Annotated in this window: 10 protein-coding genes and 1 riboswitch; of the genes, 7 read left to right on the top strand and 3 right to left on the bottom strand. The window is 74.3% G+C overall.

Annotated features, from left to right (window positions below):
* The first annotated feature begins 68 nt into the window (after positions 1 to 68).
* The 3 genes from ABZU32_RS13105 (at position 69) to ABZU32_RS13095 (ending at position 3,205) form a co-directional block, all read left to right on the top strand.
* Positions 69 to 1,109: a LacI family DNA-binding transcriptional regulator gene (locus ABZU32_RS13105; RefSeq protein WP_354921203.1), complete on the top strand. Its 1,041-nt coding sequence runs from the start codon at positions 69 to 71 to the stop codon at positions 1,107 to 1,109.
* A gap of 168 nt (positions 1,110 to 1,277) precedes the next feature.
* Positions 1,278 to 2,540 carry a histidine kinase gene (locus ABZU32_RS13100; RefSeq protein ID WP_354921200.1) on the top strand — a complete coding sequence of 421 codons (1,263 nt, stop codon included), beginning with the start codon at positions 1,278 to 1,280 and terminating at the stop codon, positions 2,538 to 2,540.
* Positions 2,537 to 3,205 (top strand): response regulator transcription factor, encoded by a 669-nt coding sequence (locus ABZU32_RS13095; RefSeq protein WP_354921197.1) that lies wholly within the window; start codon positions 2,537 to 2,539, stop codon positions 3,203 to 3,205. The genes ABZU32_RS13100 and ABZU32_RS13095 overlap by 4 nt, the downstream gene beginning before the upstream one ends.
* 161 nt (positions 3,206 to 3,366) lie before the next feature.
* Here the strand turns inward: ABZU32_RS13095 and ABZU32_RS13090 are convergent, their stop codons facing one another.
* Together ABZU32_RS13090 and ABZU32_RS13085 are read right to left on the bottom strand one after the other, a co-directional pair.
* Positions 3,367 to 4,518 (bottom strand): polyprenyl synthetase family protein, encoded by a 1,152-nt coding sequence (locus tag ABZU32_RS13090; RefSeq protein WP_354921194.1) that lies wholly within the window; start codon positions 4,516 to 4,518, stop codon positions 3,367 to 3,369.
* A gap of 6 nt (positions 4,519 to 4,524) precedes the next feature.
* Positions 4,525 to 5,850, bottom strand: coding sequence for a hypothetical protein (locus ABZU32_RS13085; protein ID WP_354921191.1), 1,326 nt, complete (start codon positions 5,848 to 5,850; stop codon positions 4,525 to 4,527).
* A gap of 246 nt (positions 5,851 to 6,096) precedes the next feature.
* On the opposite strand from ABZU32_RS13085, the gene ABZU32_RS13080 reads away from it, so the two are divergent.
* The 4 genes from ABZU32_RS13080 to ABZU32_RS13065 all read left to right on the top strand — a co-directional run bounded on the left by ABZU32_RS13080 (position 6,097) and on the right by ABZU32_RS13065 (position 12,144).
* Positions 6,097 to 7,059 (top strand): tripartite tricarboxylate transporter substrate-binding protein, encoded by a 963-nt coding sequence (locus tag ABZU32_RS13080; RefSeq protein WP_354921188.1) that lies wholly within the window; start codon positions 6,097 to 6,099, stop codon positions 7,057 to 7,059.
* Positions 7,060 to 7,181: 122 nt separating this feature from the next.
* A riboswitch (cobalamin riboswitch) is annotated at positions 7,182 to 7,389 on the top strand.
* Positions 7,390 to 7,508: 119 nt separating this feature from the next.
* Positions 7,509 to 9,812: a ribonucleoside-diphosphate reductase subunit alpha gene (locus ABZU32_RS13075; protein WP_354921185.1), complete on the top strand. Its 2,304-nt coding sequence runs from the start codon at positions 7,509 to 7,511 to the stop codon at positions 9,810 to 9,812.
* Complete coding sequence (locus ABZU32_RS13070; protein WP_354849008.1) at positions 9,812 to 10,807, top strand: ribonucleotide-diphosphate reductase subunit beta; 996 nt, start codon at positions 9,812 to 9,814, stop codon at positions 10,805 to 10,807. The genes ABZU32_RS13075 and ABZU32_RS13070 overlap by 1 nt, the downstream gene beginning before the upstream one ends.
* Before the next feature lie 200 nt (positions 10,808 to 11,007).
* Positions 11,008 to 12,144 carry a mechanosensitive ion channel domain-containing protein gene (locus tag ABZU32_RS13065; RefSeq protein ID WP_354921182.1) on the top strand — a complete coding sequence of 379 codons (1,137 nt, stop codon included), beginning with the start codon at positions 11,008 to 11,010 and terminating at the stop codon, positions 12,142 to 12,144.
* On the opposite strand, the gene ABZU32_RS13060 is transcribed toward ABZU32_RS13065, so the two are convergent.
* Positions 12,124 to 13,710, bottom strand: a complete 1,587-nt coding sequence (locus tag ABZU32_RS13060) for a pentapeptide repeat-containing protein (protein ID WP_354921179.1) — start codon at positions 13,708 to 13,710, stop codon at positions 12,124 to 12,126. The genes ABZU32_RS13065 and ABZU32_RS13060 overlap by 21 nt on opposite strands.
* Positions 13,711 to 13,720: the final 10 nt, after the last annotated feature.

The following is a 13,720-nucleotide window of genomic DNA, read 5'->3' as shown; positions in this document are numbered from 1 at the left end:
CGCGTCGATTTCACGAATGATTCTGAACATTTCACGAATGCTTCGTGCTCGTTCCGTAGACTCGATCCGTGACCAGCACAGGCCCTCCCGTTGAGATAGGACCGCGGCGCCGCCAGGAGGTCACGGTCGCGCAGATCGCCGCGCTGGCCGGGGTGTCCCCGCCGACCGTGTCCAAGGTGATCAACGGACGCTCCGGCGTGTCGGTGGCCACACGGCGGCGGATCGAGGAGCTGATCCACGAGCACGGCTGGCAGCGCCGGCCGGAGCGGGCCGAGTCCACGGCCATCATCGAGATCCTCTTCCAGGCCGTCGACAGCTTGTGGGCGCTGGAGCTCATCCGCGGTGTCAACCAGGTCGCCCGCTCCTACGGCCACACCGTGGCCGTCACGGACATGCAAGGACACAACTCTCCCCACGGCGAGTGGATCGAGGAGGTCCTGGCCCGGCGCCCCGCCGGTGTGATCGCCGTCTCGGCCGAGTTGGGCGACCACAAGCACGCGCAGCTCGCCAGCAGGTCCATCCCGCTCGTCGCGCTCGACCCGTACGGCGAGCCGGGTCACCGGGTCCCCTCGGTCGGCGCGACGAACTGGAACGGCGGCCTGTCGGCCACCCGGCACCTGCTGGAGCTCGGGCACCGCAGGATCGCGGTGATTAGTGGGCCGCTGACCGTGATGTGCTGCCGCGCCCGGTTCGACGGCTACCGCGCCGCCATGGACACCGCGGGCGTCCCCGTCGATCCCCGGTTTCTGCGGACCTGCCCGCTCTATGTGGAGGCGGGCCGCACCGAGGCGGAGGCGCTGCTCGCCCTGCCGGACCGTCCCACCGCCGTCTTCGCGGGCAACGACCTTCAGGCCCTGGGGGTGTACCAGGCGGCCCTGCGCGCGGGGCTGCGGGTGCCCGGCGACCTCAGCGTCGTCGGGTTCGACGACCTGCCGCTCGCTCAGTGGGCCGACCCGCCGATGACCACGGTGCACCAGCCGCTGGCCAAGATGGGCGCCGCCGCCGCGGAGCTCGTCATGGCCCTGGCCGCCGGTGACCCCCCGGAGCATCACCGCGTCGAACTCGCCACCCACCTGGTCGTGCGCGGCAGCACTACCTCACCGCCCTGAACGGCCCCCGGTGAGAGGGGCGCCGGGAGCCGGCACCGCGCACGGCCGCCGTGCCGCACCGCGGGTCTCCCCGTGCCCTGGACGCCGGGGCGGGGCGGGCAGAATGACGGGGTGCCGGTGCGGGCGGCGGTGAGGCCGCTGGTCAGTGGGGGGACCTATCGGCGGGCGGTGCATCTGCTGCTCGGCGGTGTGCTGCTGTTGCCGTACCTGCTGGTCGCGGGCATGCTCGCGCAGACCTTCGCCGTCGGCCAGGTGCCGCGCGGGGTGCTGGCGCTCGTGCTCGCGCTGACGGTCGCGATCGGCGTGGTGCCGCCGTTCCTGCGCGGCACCAGGGCGCTCGAGATCGTCGCCGCGCGTTCGCTGCTGGGCGTCGATCTGCCCGATCCGCCCGAGACGGCCGAGCGGGGGCGAGCGGCCTGGGAGACCCGGTCGCGGGCGGCGCTGTGGTTCGCCGTCCACCTCGCCGTGGGCGGGCTCGTCGGGGCGTTGATCCTGATCCCCCTGGTGACTGGGGTGATCCTCGTCGTGCGGTGGGCGGGCGCGGCCGGCGGCACGGTGGACCCGCCGTGGCTCGGGCCGCTGGAGGAGCAGGGCGGCGGCCTGCTCCTGCCGGTCGGCGTCGCCCTGCTGGTGGGCGTCGTGTACGCCGTGGCCGGGCTCGGGGCGCTGGCGGCGGTCATGGCGCCCGTCCTGCTCGGGCCGTCGGCGGCCGAGCGCATCGCCGCGCTGGAGGAGCGCGCGGCGAGGCTCGCTGAGCGCAACCGGCTGGCCCGCGAGTTGCACGACTCCATCGGGCACGCGCTGACCGTGACGATGCTGCAGGCCAGTGCCGCGCTCCACCTGCTGGACACCGATCCGGCCTTCGCGCGGCAGGCCCTGATCGCGATCGAGGAGACCGGGCGCGCCGCCACCGAGGACCTCGACCGCGTCCTCGGCATGCTGCGCGAGCCCGAGCCGCCGTCGTGGCCGGGGATGGCGGACCTCGACGGCCTGCTCGCCCATTCGCGGGGCACCGGCGCGGCGGTCAGCACGCGGATCGAGGGCTCGCTGGCCGGCCTGCCCGAGCCGGTGTCGCGGGAGGGGTACCGCATCGTCCAGGAATGCCTGACCAACGCGCTCCGGCACGCGGGCACGGTCCCCGTGACGCTGCGCGTCGCCGCCGACGGCCGCACGCTGGCGATCGAGGTGTCCAATCCCGTCACCGGGCGGCGCGCGCGGGAGGCGGGGGGCAGAGGGCTCGCGGGCATCCGCGAGCGCGTCACCCTGCTCGGCGGCGCCATGACGGCGGGCGAGGAGTCCGGGCGCTGGCGCGTCTCGGTCCGGCTCCCGGCGGAGCAGGGCCGGAAGGCGGTACGACGACCGGCGGGCGGGGGGCCGAGGCGTCCCGGTGAGGGGGCGGCCGGCGCGGTGGAGGAGGGGGAGGGCGCGTGACCATCCGGGTGGGCATCGTCGACGACGAGGAGCTCGTCCGGGTCGGCCTGCGGGTGATCATCGGGGCGCAGCCCGACCTGGAGGTGGTGGGCGAGGCCGCCGACGGGGCCGAGGTCATGGCGATGGTCGCCCGCACCCGGCCGGACGTGCTCCTCATGGACGTGCGCATGCCCGCCATCGACGGCATCGAGGCCACCCGCCGGCTGCTCGCCGCGTCCGGCACCCCGCCGCGCGTCCTGGTCATCACCACCTTCGAGAACGACGACCACGTGTACGACGCCCTGCGGGCCGGGGCCAGCGGGTTCGTCCTCAAGCGCACCCGCCCGGCCGAGGTCGTGGAGGCCGTCCGGCTGGTCGCGCGGGGGGAGTCGCTGGTGTTCCCGGCGGCGATCCGGCGCCTGGCCGGCGCGCACGGCCGCGGCGCCCCGGGCGGGCCGGCCGCCGACCGGCTCCGGCGGGCCCGGCTCACCGAACGGGAGGAGGAGGTGCTGCGGCTGATGGCCACCGGCCTGTCCAACGCCGAGATCGCCGCCCGGCTGGTGGTCGGGGCCGAGACGGTCAAGACCCACGTCGGCAACGTGCTGGCCAAGCTCGGGGCCCGCGACCGCACGCAGGCGGTCATCGCCGCCTACGAGTCCGGCTTCATCGCCCCGCCGGCTCCGTGAGGACGCCGGGTGTGCCGGGCCCGTGGTGGCCGGTGCCCGGTATGCCGGAAGGGTCGGTGAGGGATCCGGCCGGACGGTGACCTCGCCGGCATGCCCGATGGGGCTCATGACGCCGGCGGCCGGGCGTACCGGTATCCGGAGGCGGGTGCCGGGAGACCGGGTCAGGGGCCGGTGTCAGGAGGCGGGGCCGGGGGAGTGGCGCGGGAGACGACGTGGTCGCAGAGGTCGCGCAGGGCGTCGCGGGCGGGGCCGGGCGGCAGCGGCTCCAGTGCCCGGCGGGCGTCGTCGGCGTGGCGCCGGGCCTCCGCGTGCGCCTGCGCGAAACCGGGCGAGCGCCGCAGCAGCTCGGCGGCCTGCGCGACGTCCCTGCCGCCGGTGATCCGTCCGGAGGCGAACATCCTCCGCAACCGCGCCGAGTCTCGCCGCTGACGCCGCAGCAGCGCCGAGTCGGCTTTCTCGCGTGTTTCCGGTGTTCCGGCGGTGTGCCCGCCGGTTTCCGGCATGCCGGAGGTGCGCCTGCCGGTTCCCCGCGTCTCCAGGGCGCGGTCCCGCCCGCGGGAGCGGCGGGAGGCGAGGGCGCGCAGGAGGGGCAGGGTGGCCACGCCCTGGCGCAGGTCGGCGTTCGACGGCTTGCCGGCCCGCGCCGTCGGCTCGGACAGGTCGAGCAGGTCGTCGGAGAGCTGGAACGCGATGCCCAGCGCCTCCCCGTAGGCTTCCAGCGCGCCGGCCGCCTGGTCGGTCGCCCCGGACGCGCGCGCCCCGAGTCCTGCCGCGAGCGCGAACAGGGCGGCCGTCTTGTCGGCGATCACGCTCATGTAGTACCGCTCCGGGTCGTCGCCGCGACCGGCCCCGACCGTCTCGCGGAGCTGGCCGGTGACCAGCCGGGTCAGCATGCGGGCCTGCGCCTCCAGGGCGGCGGCGCCGAGCGGCGCGGCGAGTTCGCCCGCCTTGGCCACCAGGTAGTCACCGGCCAGGATGGCCACGCGGTTGCCCCACCGTGCGTTGACGCTGGGCGCGCCGCGGCGGACCGGAGCCTCGTCCATGACGTCGTCGTGGTACAGCGAGGCCACGTGCATGAGTTCCACGGCCGCCGCGGCGCGCACCACGTGGGGGTGGGCGGGGTCGCCGAACCGCGCGGCCAGCAGGACGACGGTCGGGCGCAGGCGCTTGCCGCCGGCGTTCAGCAGGTGCGTGGCCACGGTGGTGAGGAAGGGATCGCGCGGGTTACGCAGCGTGGAGCGCAGCAGCTCGTCGACGCCGGCGAGCGACCGGCGCGTCCACGCGGCGAGCGCGTCGTCGGAGATCACCGGCACGGCCGCTCAGCCCTTCCGCCCGCAGGAGCGGCACGCCGTCCGCCGCCGCAGATAGTAGCCGTAGGTGGCGACCGCCAGTGCGACGCCCCACAACGGCCACAGCGCGTGCGTCATCACCAGGACCACGCTGTAGCCGGTGATGTGCCACATCGCGGGCGAGGTGACGATGCCCAGCCCCGCCGCGAACGCCACGGGGGAGACGTAGGCCGCCGGTATCACGGCGAGCAGGACCGGGACGCGGCGCCCGGCGATCCCGGGCATCCAGCGCGGGAAGACCTCGCCCCAGCGCTGGACGAGCCCGAGGGTGAGCACCGCCCCGACGACCGCGAAGGTCGCCAGGCCCGCGCCCGCCCACACGCCGCCGCTCTCGTGCAGGCCGCGCAGCATCGCCGGGTCGATGCCGAGAGGGATGCCCGCCAGCCAGGCGAGGCGGCTGACCGAGTAGAGCAGCGGGATCACGACGGCGGCGGCGGTGGCGAGGCGCGCCCAGGCGGCGGTGCGCGCGCGGGCGGCGGCGGGCACGTCGCCGTCGCGGCCGCACCGGCCGCAGGCGCCCCGGCCGCGGCGCTGCCACGACAGGACGGCGGCGCCCACGAGGAATCCGCCGGCCAGGGACCATGCCTGGTTCAGCAGCGACCAGTCGAACACGGTGGAGTAGTCGATGCCCTTGGGCCAGCCGAAGGGCGCGCCGAGGATCAGCATGGGGGCGTATCCGGTGAGGGCGAGCAGGTCGGCGCCGGGGACCAGGACCATCAGGGAGAGGGCGGCGGCGTAGCCGAAGGTCAGCAGCGCCGCGCGCGGCAGCCCGCGCGGGCGCACGGCGTGGCGCCCGGCCATGGCGAGCACCGCGACCGAGGTCGCGAGCAGGACGCCGGCGAAGACGGGTGCGGCGACCTCGGCGGAGACCCCGCGCAGGACGGGCGCGGCTCTTGCCGAAGACGGGCCCTCGAACGGGTACCCCCTCCCCGTCATCGTCCAGGACAGCGCCACGAAGCCGTAGACGGCGGCCCACGCCGCGGCGGCGTACCCGGTCCACCCGCCCGCGACCGCTCCGCCGCGCGGCGCCGCCCCCGGCGCCGCCCCCGGGGCCGCGCCCGCACGGCCGGACGGCAGGCCCGCCCTGTCGCCGGATGCGGTCGCGTGGCGGGACCGGACGTCCGTCGCCTCCTCGGAGGCGTCCGTGCGCCTGGACGGGGCGCCTGCGGTGTCCTTCGGCGTGGACGCGTGGCGGAGCGGGGCGCCGACCGGCGTCGTGGACGTGTGCGCGGGGCCGGGTGGGTTTCTCGGCGGGTCCGCGGGGGTGCTGGGCGGGGTGGTCGGTGCGGGGGACACGGTCGCTCCCTTGGGGGACGTGGGTGGGGTGCGCGGACTCGCGCGTTCCCACGTTCCATCGGGCCGCCGGGCCGCCGACTCCCCCCGGGACGGGAACCTCGTCCCCCGTACGGGGGATCGTGACGATCCGGGCGCCGGCGCGGAGTCCAGAGGGGTTCGCAGCGGACGGCCCGCCGGGGGAGGCGGGCGTGTGTGTGGAGCTGGAAATGGGCATTTAGTTCAATAACGGGGGAAAGGGCGTGAAGTATGCGTCGTCGGCAGGTGCTCGCGCTCGGTGCCGGGCTCGTGGCGCTGGCGGCGGGATGCGCCGAACCCTCCGGTCCGCGCAGGCTCGGGTCCGCGACCCTGCCCGTCGTGGTACCAGGCCCGTCCGGCGGCGAAGCCGATCGCGTCGCGCGAGCGCTCAAAACGGTCGCGGAACGCGACGCCCTGGTGCGGGAGCTCCAGGTGGTGAACAGGCCCCAGTACACCGCGCTGAGCGAGTTCGGCCGGGCGCGGCGCCCGGGGCAGGTGCTGCTGGCCGACCCCGAGCTGGTCGGCACGGTCGGCGCGGCGCGGCAGGCGACCGCGTTCGCGGGAACCACGCCGCTGGCCCGGCTGTGCGGCGAGTGGGAGGCCCTGGTGGTGCCGGGCGGCTCCCGCCTCGCGACCTTCGGCGCCTTCGCCGACCTCGTGCGCCGCGACCCGGGCGGGCTCGCGCTGGGCGGCCGGGCCGAGGGCGGGGTGGACCACGTGCTGTTCGGCATGCTGGCGCAGAGCCTCGGCGTGGACGCGCGCCTGCTGCGCTACGTCGCCTACCCCACCAGCCGCGAGGCGGTCACCGCCCTGGCCAAGGGTGAGGTGGGCGCGGTCCTGGCCGGCCAGAACGGCGTGCGCGCCGCCCTGAAGGCCGGTGAACTGCGCGCGCTCGCCGTCTCCTCGCCCGACCGCCTCCCCGGCGTGGAGGCGCCGACGCTGCTGGAGTGCGACACGCACGTGGACTGCGCGAACTGGCGCGGGCTGGTCGGGCCGGGCGTCCTGTCCGAGGCCGACCGGGCCGCGCTGACCGGGATGTGCCACGACGTCGCCGGCTCTCCGCGCTGGAGGGAGGTGTGCGCCCGCAACGGCTGGGCGCCGCTGTACCTGGACGGGGAGGACTTCCGGCAGTGGCTCCGTGTCGAGTCCGCCCGCCTCGGCCGCGCCCTCGGCGAACTCGGCCTGCGCGTCTGAGGCGCCGCATCGCACCAAGGGAGCGGGGCCGTGCCGAGGCGGCCGGGGCATCGCCCGCGCCCGCTTGAGTGGGGTCGCGTACACAACCTGTGGGGGTGCTTGCGCTCGGGGCCACTAGATGTAGGATCCTGATCGTCGCTGGTTCGCCCCCCGGGGCGACGTGAGAGGGAACCCGGTGAGATTCCGGGGCTGCCCCGCAGCGGTGAGCGGGAACGAAAGCCGTCATATGAGCACTGGGCCGCGATAGTCGGCGGCCTGGGAAGCGACGGCCGGTAGGCATGTGCCAGGCGCCCGCGAGCCCGAAAACCTGCCGGTGACGCTGGAGTCGTCCAGGCCTCGAGGGTGGGCCGCGTGACGGGGTCGTCCGGCGTGCCCGCAGGGTGCCGCTCACCGGACGTGCGCCGCCGCGTGCCCTCGTACGGGGATTCGAGCGCACGAGGAGAGAGCACGTGACCGTGACACGCGATTTGCCGCCGTCCCACTCGCGGGAGGACGACGGTGGCGGAGGCGGGCGGCGGGCCGCGGACCGGCGCCTGGCCATCGAGGAGGCGGCCGCGCGGGTCATCGCCGACCCGGCCAACTCCCGGGTCGCGGCGCGCCTGCTGGCCGAGGAGATCGCCGAGGAGACCGCCGCGCACGGCGTGCGGTCGTTCTCGCAGTCGGTCGCCGCCACGCACGAGGCCGGCCTGGTGCAGGACGCCCTCGCGAAGTTCGTGCGGGACAACGCCGCCGAGCTGGACGCCCTCGTCGACCCCGAGGGGGACGCCCGGTTCGAGTACTTCGGGCTGCGCACCGTCTACGACCGCTACCTGCTGCGCCACCCGGTCACCCGCGGCGTCCTGGAGGCGCCGCAGCACTTCTTCCTGCGCGTGGCGTGCGGCCTGGCCGACGGCGTCGCCGAGGCGGGCGAGCTGTACCGGCTGATCTCGACGCTGTCGTACCTGCCCAGCTCGCCGACGCTGTTCAACTCCGGCGCCCGGCGCCCGCAGCTGTCGTCGTGCTTCCTGCTCGACTCCCCGCGCGACGAGCTGGAGGCCATCTACGAGCGGTACGGACAGGTGGCGCGGCTGTCGAAGTACGCCGGCGGCATCGGCATCTCCTGGACCCGCGTCCGGTCGCGCGGCTCGCTGATCCGGGGCACGAACGGGCACTCCAACGGCATCGTGCCGTGGCTGCGGACGCTGGACGCCAGCGTCGCGGCGGTCAACCAGGGCGGCCGGCGCAAGGGCGCGGCCTGCGTCTACCTGGAGCCGTGGCACGCCGACGTCGAGGAGTTCCTCGAACTGCGCGACAACACCGGCGAGGACGCCCGCCGCACCCACAACCTCAACCTGGCCAACTGGATCCCCGACGAGTTCATGCGCCGCGTCGAGGCCGACGGCACCTGGTCGCTGTTCGACCCCAAGGACGTCCCCGAGCTGGTCGACCTGTGGGGCGAGGAGTTCGACCGCGCCTACCGGGCGGCCGAGGCCGCCGGCCGGCACGTCCGTCAGCTGCCGGCCCGCACGCTGTACGGCCGCATGATGCGCACGCTCGCCCAGACGGGCAACGGCTGGATGACCTTCAAGGACGCCGCCAACCGGGCCTCCAACCAGACCGCGCGCCCGCAGAACGTCATCCACCTGTCCAACCTGTGCACCGAGATCCTGGAGGTCACCAGCGACGCCGAGACCGCCGTGTGCAACCTCGGCTCGGTCAACCTGGCCGCCCACCTGGTGGACGGCGAGGTCGACTGGGCGCGGCTGCGGGCGACGGTGGCGACGGCGGTGCGCTTCCTGGACAGGTCCATCGACCGGGGGTTCTACCCGACGCCCGAGGCGGAGGCGGCCAACCGCCGCTGGCGCCCGATCGGCCTCGGCGTGATGGGCCTGGCCGATGTGTTCTTCGCGGCCCGCCTGCCGTTCGACTCGCCCGAGGCGCTGGCGCTGTCCACGCGGATCGCCGAGGAGATGGCCCTGGCCGCCTACGGCGCCTCGGCCGCCCTGGCCGCCGCGCACGGCGCGCACCCCTCCTACGCCGACACCCGCGCCGCCGGTGGAGTGCTGCACCTGGACCATTTCCCGCAGGCGACCCCGGCCCACCCGCAGGAGTGGGAGGCGCTGCGCGCGAGGATCGCCGAGACGGGCCTGCGCAACTCGCTGCTGCTGGCCGTGGCGCCCACGGCGACGATCGCCTCGATCGCGGGCTGCTACGAGTGCGTCGAGCCGCAGGTGTCCAACGTGTTCAAACGCGAGACGCTGTCGGGCGAGTTCCTGCAGGTCAACCGCTATCTGGTGCGCGACCTGCGGCAGCGCGGGCTGTGGACGCCCGAGATGAGGGACGCCGTCAAGCGCGCCGACGGGTCGGTGCAGGAGATCGCGCAGATCCCCGAGGACCTCAGGCGGCTGTACCGCACGGCCTGGGAGCTGCCGCAGAAGGCGCTGATCGACCTCGCCGCCGCGCGCCAGCCGTACATCGACCAGTCGCAGTCGCTGAACCTGTTCATGGCCGCTCCCACCATCGGCAAGCTCTCCTCGATGTACGCCTACGCCTGGCGGGCCGGGCTGAAGACGACCTACTACCTGCGCTCGCGCCCGGCCACCCGGATCGCGCAGGCCACCGTCGCCGCCCAGGCGCCCGCCGCGGCCCCGGGCCCCGGCGCGCCGGCGTTCCCACCCGCTTCCCTACCCGCGTCCGGGCCCGTTCAGGCGCTCGACCAGGACGCCGTCGCCTGCTCCCTTGAGAACCCCGAGATCTGCGAGGCCTGCCAGTGATGCTGCTCGACCCCGGCATGGACCTGACCCTGCGCCCGATGCGCTACCCCGAGTTCTACGAGCGCTACCGGACCGCCATCCGCAACACCTGGACGGTCGAGGAGGTGGACCTGCAGTCCGACCTGGCCGACCTGGCCGAGCTGAGCGCGGGCGAGCGTCATCTGATCAACCGGCTGGTGGCGTTCTTCGCCACCGGCGACTCGATCGTGGCCAACAACCTGGTGCTCAACCTGTACCAGCACCTCAACGCGCCCGAGGCCCGGCTCTACCTGTCGCGGCAGCTGTTCGAGGAGGCCGTGCACGTCCAGTTCTACCTGACGCTGCTGGACACCTACCTGCCCGACCACGACGAGCGGGCCAAGGCGTTCGCCGCCGTCGAGCACATCCCCTCCATCCGCGACAAGGCCGAGTTCTGCTTCCGCTGGATCGACTCGATCAACGCGCTCCAGCGCCTGTCGACCCGGGGGGACCGGCGGGCGTTCCTGCTCAACCTCATCTGCTTCGCCGCCTGCATCGAGGGGCTGTTCTTCTACGGCGCCTTCGCCTACGTGTACTGGCTGCGCTCGCGGGGCCTGCTCGGCGGGCTGGCCACCGGGACCAACTGGGTGTTCCGCGACGAGTCCATGCACATGGAGTTCGCCTTCTCGGTGGTCGACACGGTGCGCGCGGAGGAGCCGGACCTGTTCGACGACGAGCTCGGCGCCCAGGTGACCCGGATGATCGAGGAGGCGGTGGCCGCCGAGCTGGCCTTCGCCCGCGACCTGTGCGGCGATGGCCTGGCGGGGATGAGCGCGGAGCGGATGCGCGAGTACCTGGAGTACGTCGCCGACCGCCGGCTGGCGCGGCTCGGCCTGCCGGAGCGGTACGGGACGGCCAATCCGTTCGCGTTCATGGAGTTCCAGGACGTGCAGGAGCTGGCCAACTTCTTCGAGCGCAGGGTGTCGGCCTACCAGGTGGCGGTGGAGGGCACCGTGAGCCTGGACGAGGTGTTCTGACCGCTCCCGGAGCGCCGTGTCACCGTGCGGCGGGACCTCGTGTGAGGTTTATCACCCCGTTGCGGGTGGTTTCCGGATCAAAGTCTGGTTAAGGATCGCCGGAGCCGGTCCGGGCCCTGGTGAAAGCCGAGGGCGCCGGGCCGGTCCGCCGGCGCCCGGCCGGTGCGACAGTGGGGAAACCGGAGAAGGGGATGCCGCCCGTGTCATCGGCAGTGAACTGGATCGTCCTGGTCGTCGTCGTCCTGGCAGCGCTCGTCGCCGTCGAGCTGCTGCGCCGCGTGCTGCGGTCGCGCAGGGTCAACGGCCGCTTCTCCCTGGCCGGGCCGGTCGTCGAGCGGTGCACGTGGCCGGGCTTCGCCACCGCCGCCGTGGTCGCCTTCAACACGGTCTACGCGCCGGGGATGTCCGGCAGGTCGTTCGAGTTCGCGGTGCAGCAGACCGTCACCGTCCTGCTGATCGCCTGCGTGGCCTGGCTGGTCATCCAGGCCGCCTACGCGGTGACCGACGTGGTGCTGGCCAGGCTCAACGGCGTCGAGGGCATCGGCAACCGCAGGGCCCGCCGCATCCGCACGCAGATCACCCTGGTCCGCCGGGTGGCGGCCGCGGTCATCATCGTCGTCTCCGCCGGGGCGATGCTGTTCAGCTTCCCCGCCGTCCGCGCGCTCGGCGCCGGTCTGCTGGCCTCGGCGGGCATCGCCGGCGTGGTGGCCGGCATCGCCGCCCAGTCCACGCTCAGCAACCTGATCGCCGGGCTGCAGCTCGCCTTCAGCGACGCCATCAGGCTCGACGACGCCGTGGTCGTGGACGGAGAGTGGGGCCGCATCGAGGAGCTGACCCTGACCTACGTCGTCGTGCGGCTGTGGGACGAGCGCCGGCTGATCCTGCCGGTGTCCTACTTCACCTCCACGCCGTTCGAGAACTGGACCCGCTACGAGAGCCGCGTCGTCGGGCACGTCATGTTCTACGTCGACTGGACGGTGCCCGTCGACGAGCTGCGGGCCGAGCTGTACCGGTGCCTGCGCGAGCACCCGCTGTGGGACCAGAAGGACTGGACCCTACAGGTGACCGACGTCCAGGCCAACGGCCTGGTGGAACTGCGCGCGCTCATGAGCGCCTCCGACGCGCCGAGCGTGTGGGACCTCAAGTGCGACGTCCGCGAGCACCTGGTCGCCTACATCCGCGAGAACCATCCCCAGGCGATGCCGCGCCTGCGCGTCGAGGACGCCCCCGCCGCCGGCCCGGCGCCCCGGAAGGCGGGGACGTCCATGCGGCCCGGCGTCCCCGGACAGGCCGTCCAGGACGGTCGCGAGCCCCGGTCAGGGATTGGACGGGCGTAGGACGCGGGTGCCGCCGGCGATCAGCGCCGTGGCGAGGATCCACCCCGAGGCGATCAGGATGTTGGCCAGCCACTGCGTCCAGCCCACCGGCTCCCAGGCGCCGCGCAGCTCGAAGACGCTCACCGGCACCAGCAGGTCCAGGGTGTAGGGGAAGGGGTGGAACACCCGCCGCTCGTCCAGGCCGACCTGGGAGGGCGGATGGGTGGCGAAGACCGCGGTGCCGGCGGCCAGCAGGACGGCGAACCACACCCCGGCCAGCCACGGCCGGTACCCGTACCCGACGATCAGGTCCAGCAGCAGCCCGGCCAGGCGCCCGGTGGGGCCGATGGTCGAGCGGCGCGCCCGCTGCTTGGCCAGCAGCACCCGGCGCGCCTCCTGCTCGTGGCCGATCCTGCGGTACCAGGCGGCCAGGTGCTCGTACGGCTGCGGCCGGTAGCCGCCCGGGTCACGGCTCACCCAGGACAGCCGGTCGGCCAGCCGGGCCTCGCCGCGCAGCGACTCGTAGGCGAACCCGTTCAGGTGCACGTGGCCGGGATAGGCCCCGGGATGGTCGAGCAGGACGCCCACGCGCGAGTATCCGAGGTTGACCCCGCCCTCCATCGAGGCCGGCGTCAGGATCAGCTCGTCGACCTGCATGTGGCTCAGGTGCAGCGCGCGGCCCTGCGCGCTCACCACGGACTGGTCGAACGACAGCACCCCGGTGACCCGGGCGCCGCGCAGCCGCACGGTGCCCTCGGCGGTGAAGCCCGCGCTGAACTCCACGCTGCTGGCCTGCATGTGGTCGGCGTAGACGGCGTGGCCGCCGGTCCCCTTGATCACGGCGCGCTGGAGGTACAGGCCGCTGTTGAACTTGGCGCCGATGAGCCGCAGGCCGCCGACGGTGCGGATGTCGCGGCAGAAGGCGCCGCCCTCCACGGTCAGCCCGCCGGCCCACAGCGCCCAGTGGTTCTGGTCCCAGCCCCGCTCCCGCTTCTCGGCGTCGCTGAACGGCCGGCGGACGTCCTCCAGGTAGCTCTCGGAGGGCCGGTGGCTCTGCGGGCCGCTCTGGTCGAGGTCGGGGGCCATCAGGCGGGCCCGCGCCAGCCGGAGCTGGCCGGTGACGTGGGCGTTGTCCAGCCGAACCCCGGCGTGGACGGTGCAGGAGTCCAGCTCCAGCAGGCCGTCCACCGTGCAGCGGGCGGCGCGGATGCGGTGGATGTCGCAGCCGCGGAAGCGCATGCCCTTGGTGGTGGCGTCGGTCAGGGACACCGTGCCGGACAGGTGGCAGTTCAGCAGGTGGAGCTTGCTGGTGAGCGTCGCGTCCGACAGGTTGAGCATCCCGGTGATGCGCGCCCCGGCGAGCCGCAGCCCGGCCACCTGGCCGGGCTTGGCGGGACGGGCGCCGAGCATCAGGGCGGTCACCAGCTCGGCCCGCACGGTGCGCTCGGGCCCCCAGGCGCCACCACCGGCCGGGTCGTCGCGGGCGGGGTCACCGGTGCGCAGATCGACCCATGCCCCGGAGGGATACGCCTCCCACACCTGGCGTTCCGCCGCCGTCAGCCGCCAGAACGGACGTGATCTCACCACCCGGGGACTG

The organism is Sphaerisporangium sp. NPDC005288 (genome assembly GCF_040607475.1).
GTDB lineage: Bacteria > Actinomycetota > Actinomycetes > Streptosporangiales > Streptosporangiaceae > Sphaerisporangium > Sphaerisporangium rhizosphaerae.
This window is presented reverse-complemented; position numbering and strand designations above follow the sequence as displayed.

Coding starts and splice junctions, on each gene's coding strand:
- ABZU32_RS13080 (WP_354921188.1), top strand. CDS start 6,097: ATGCGTCGTCGGCAGGTGCTCGCGCTCGGTGCCGGGCTCGTGGCGCTG.
- ABZU32_RS13070 (WP_354849008.1), top strand. CDS start 9,812: ATGCTGCTCGACCCCGGCATGGACCTGACCCTGCGCCCGATGCGCTAC.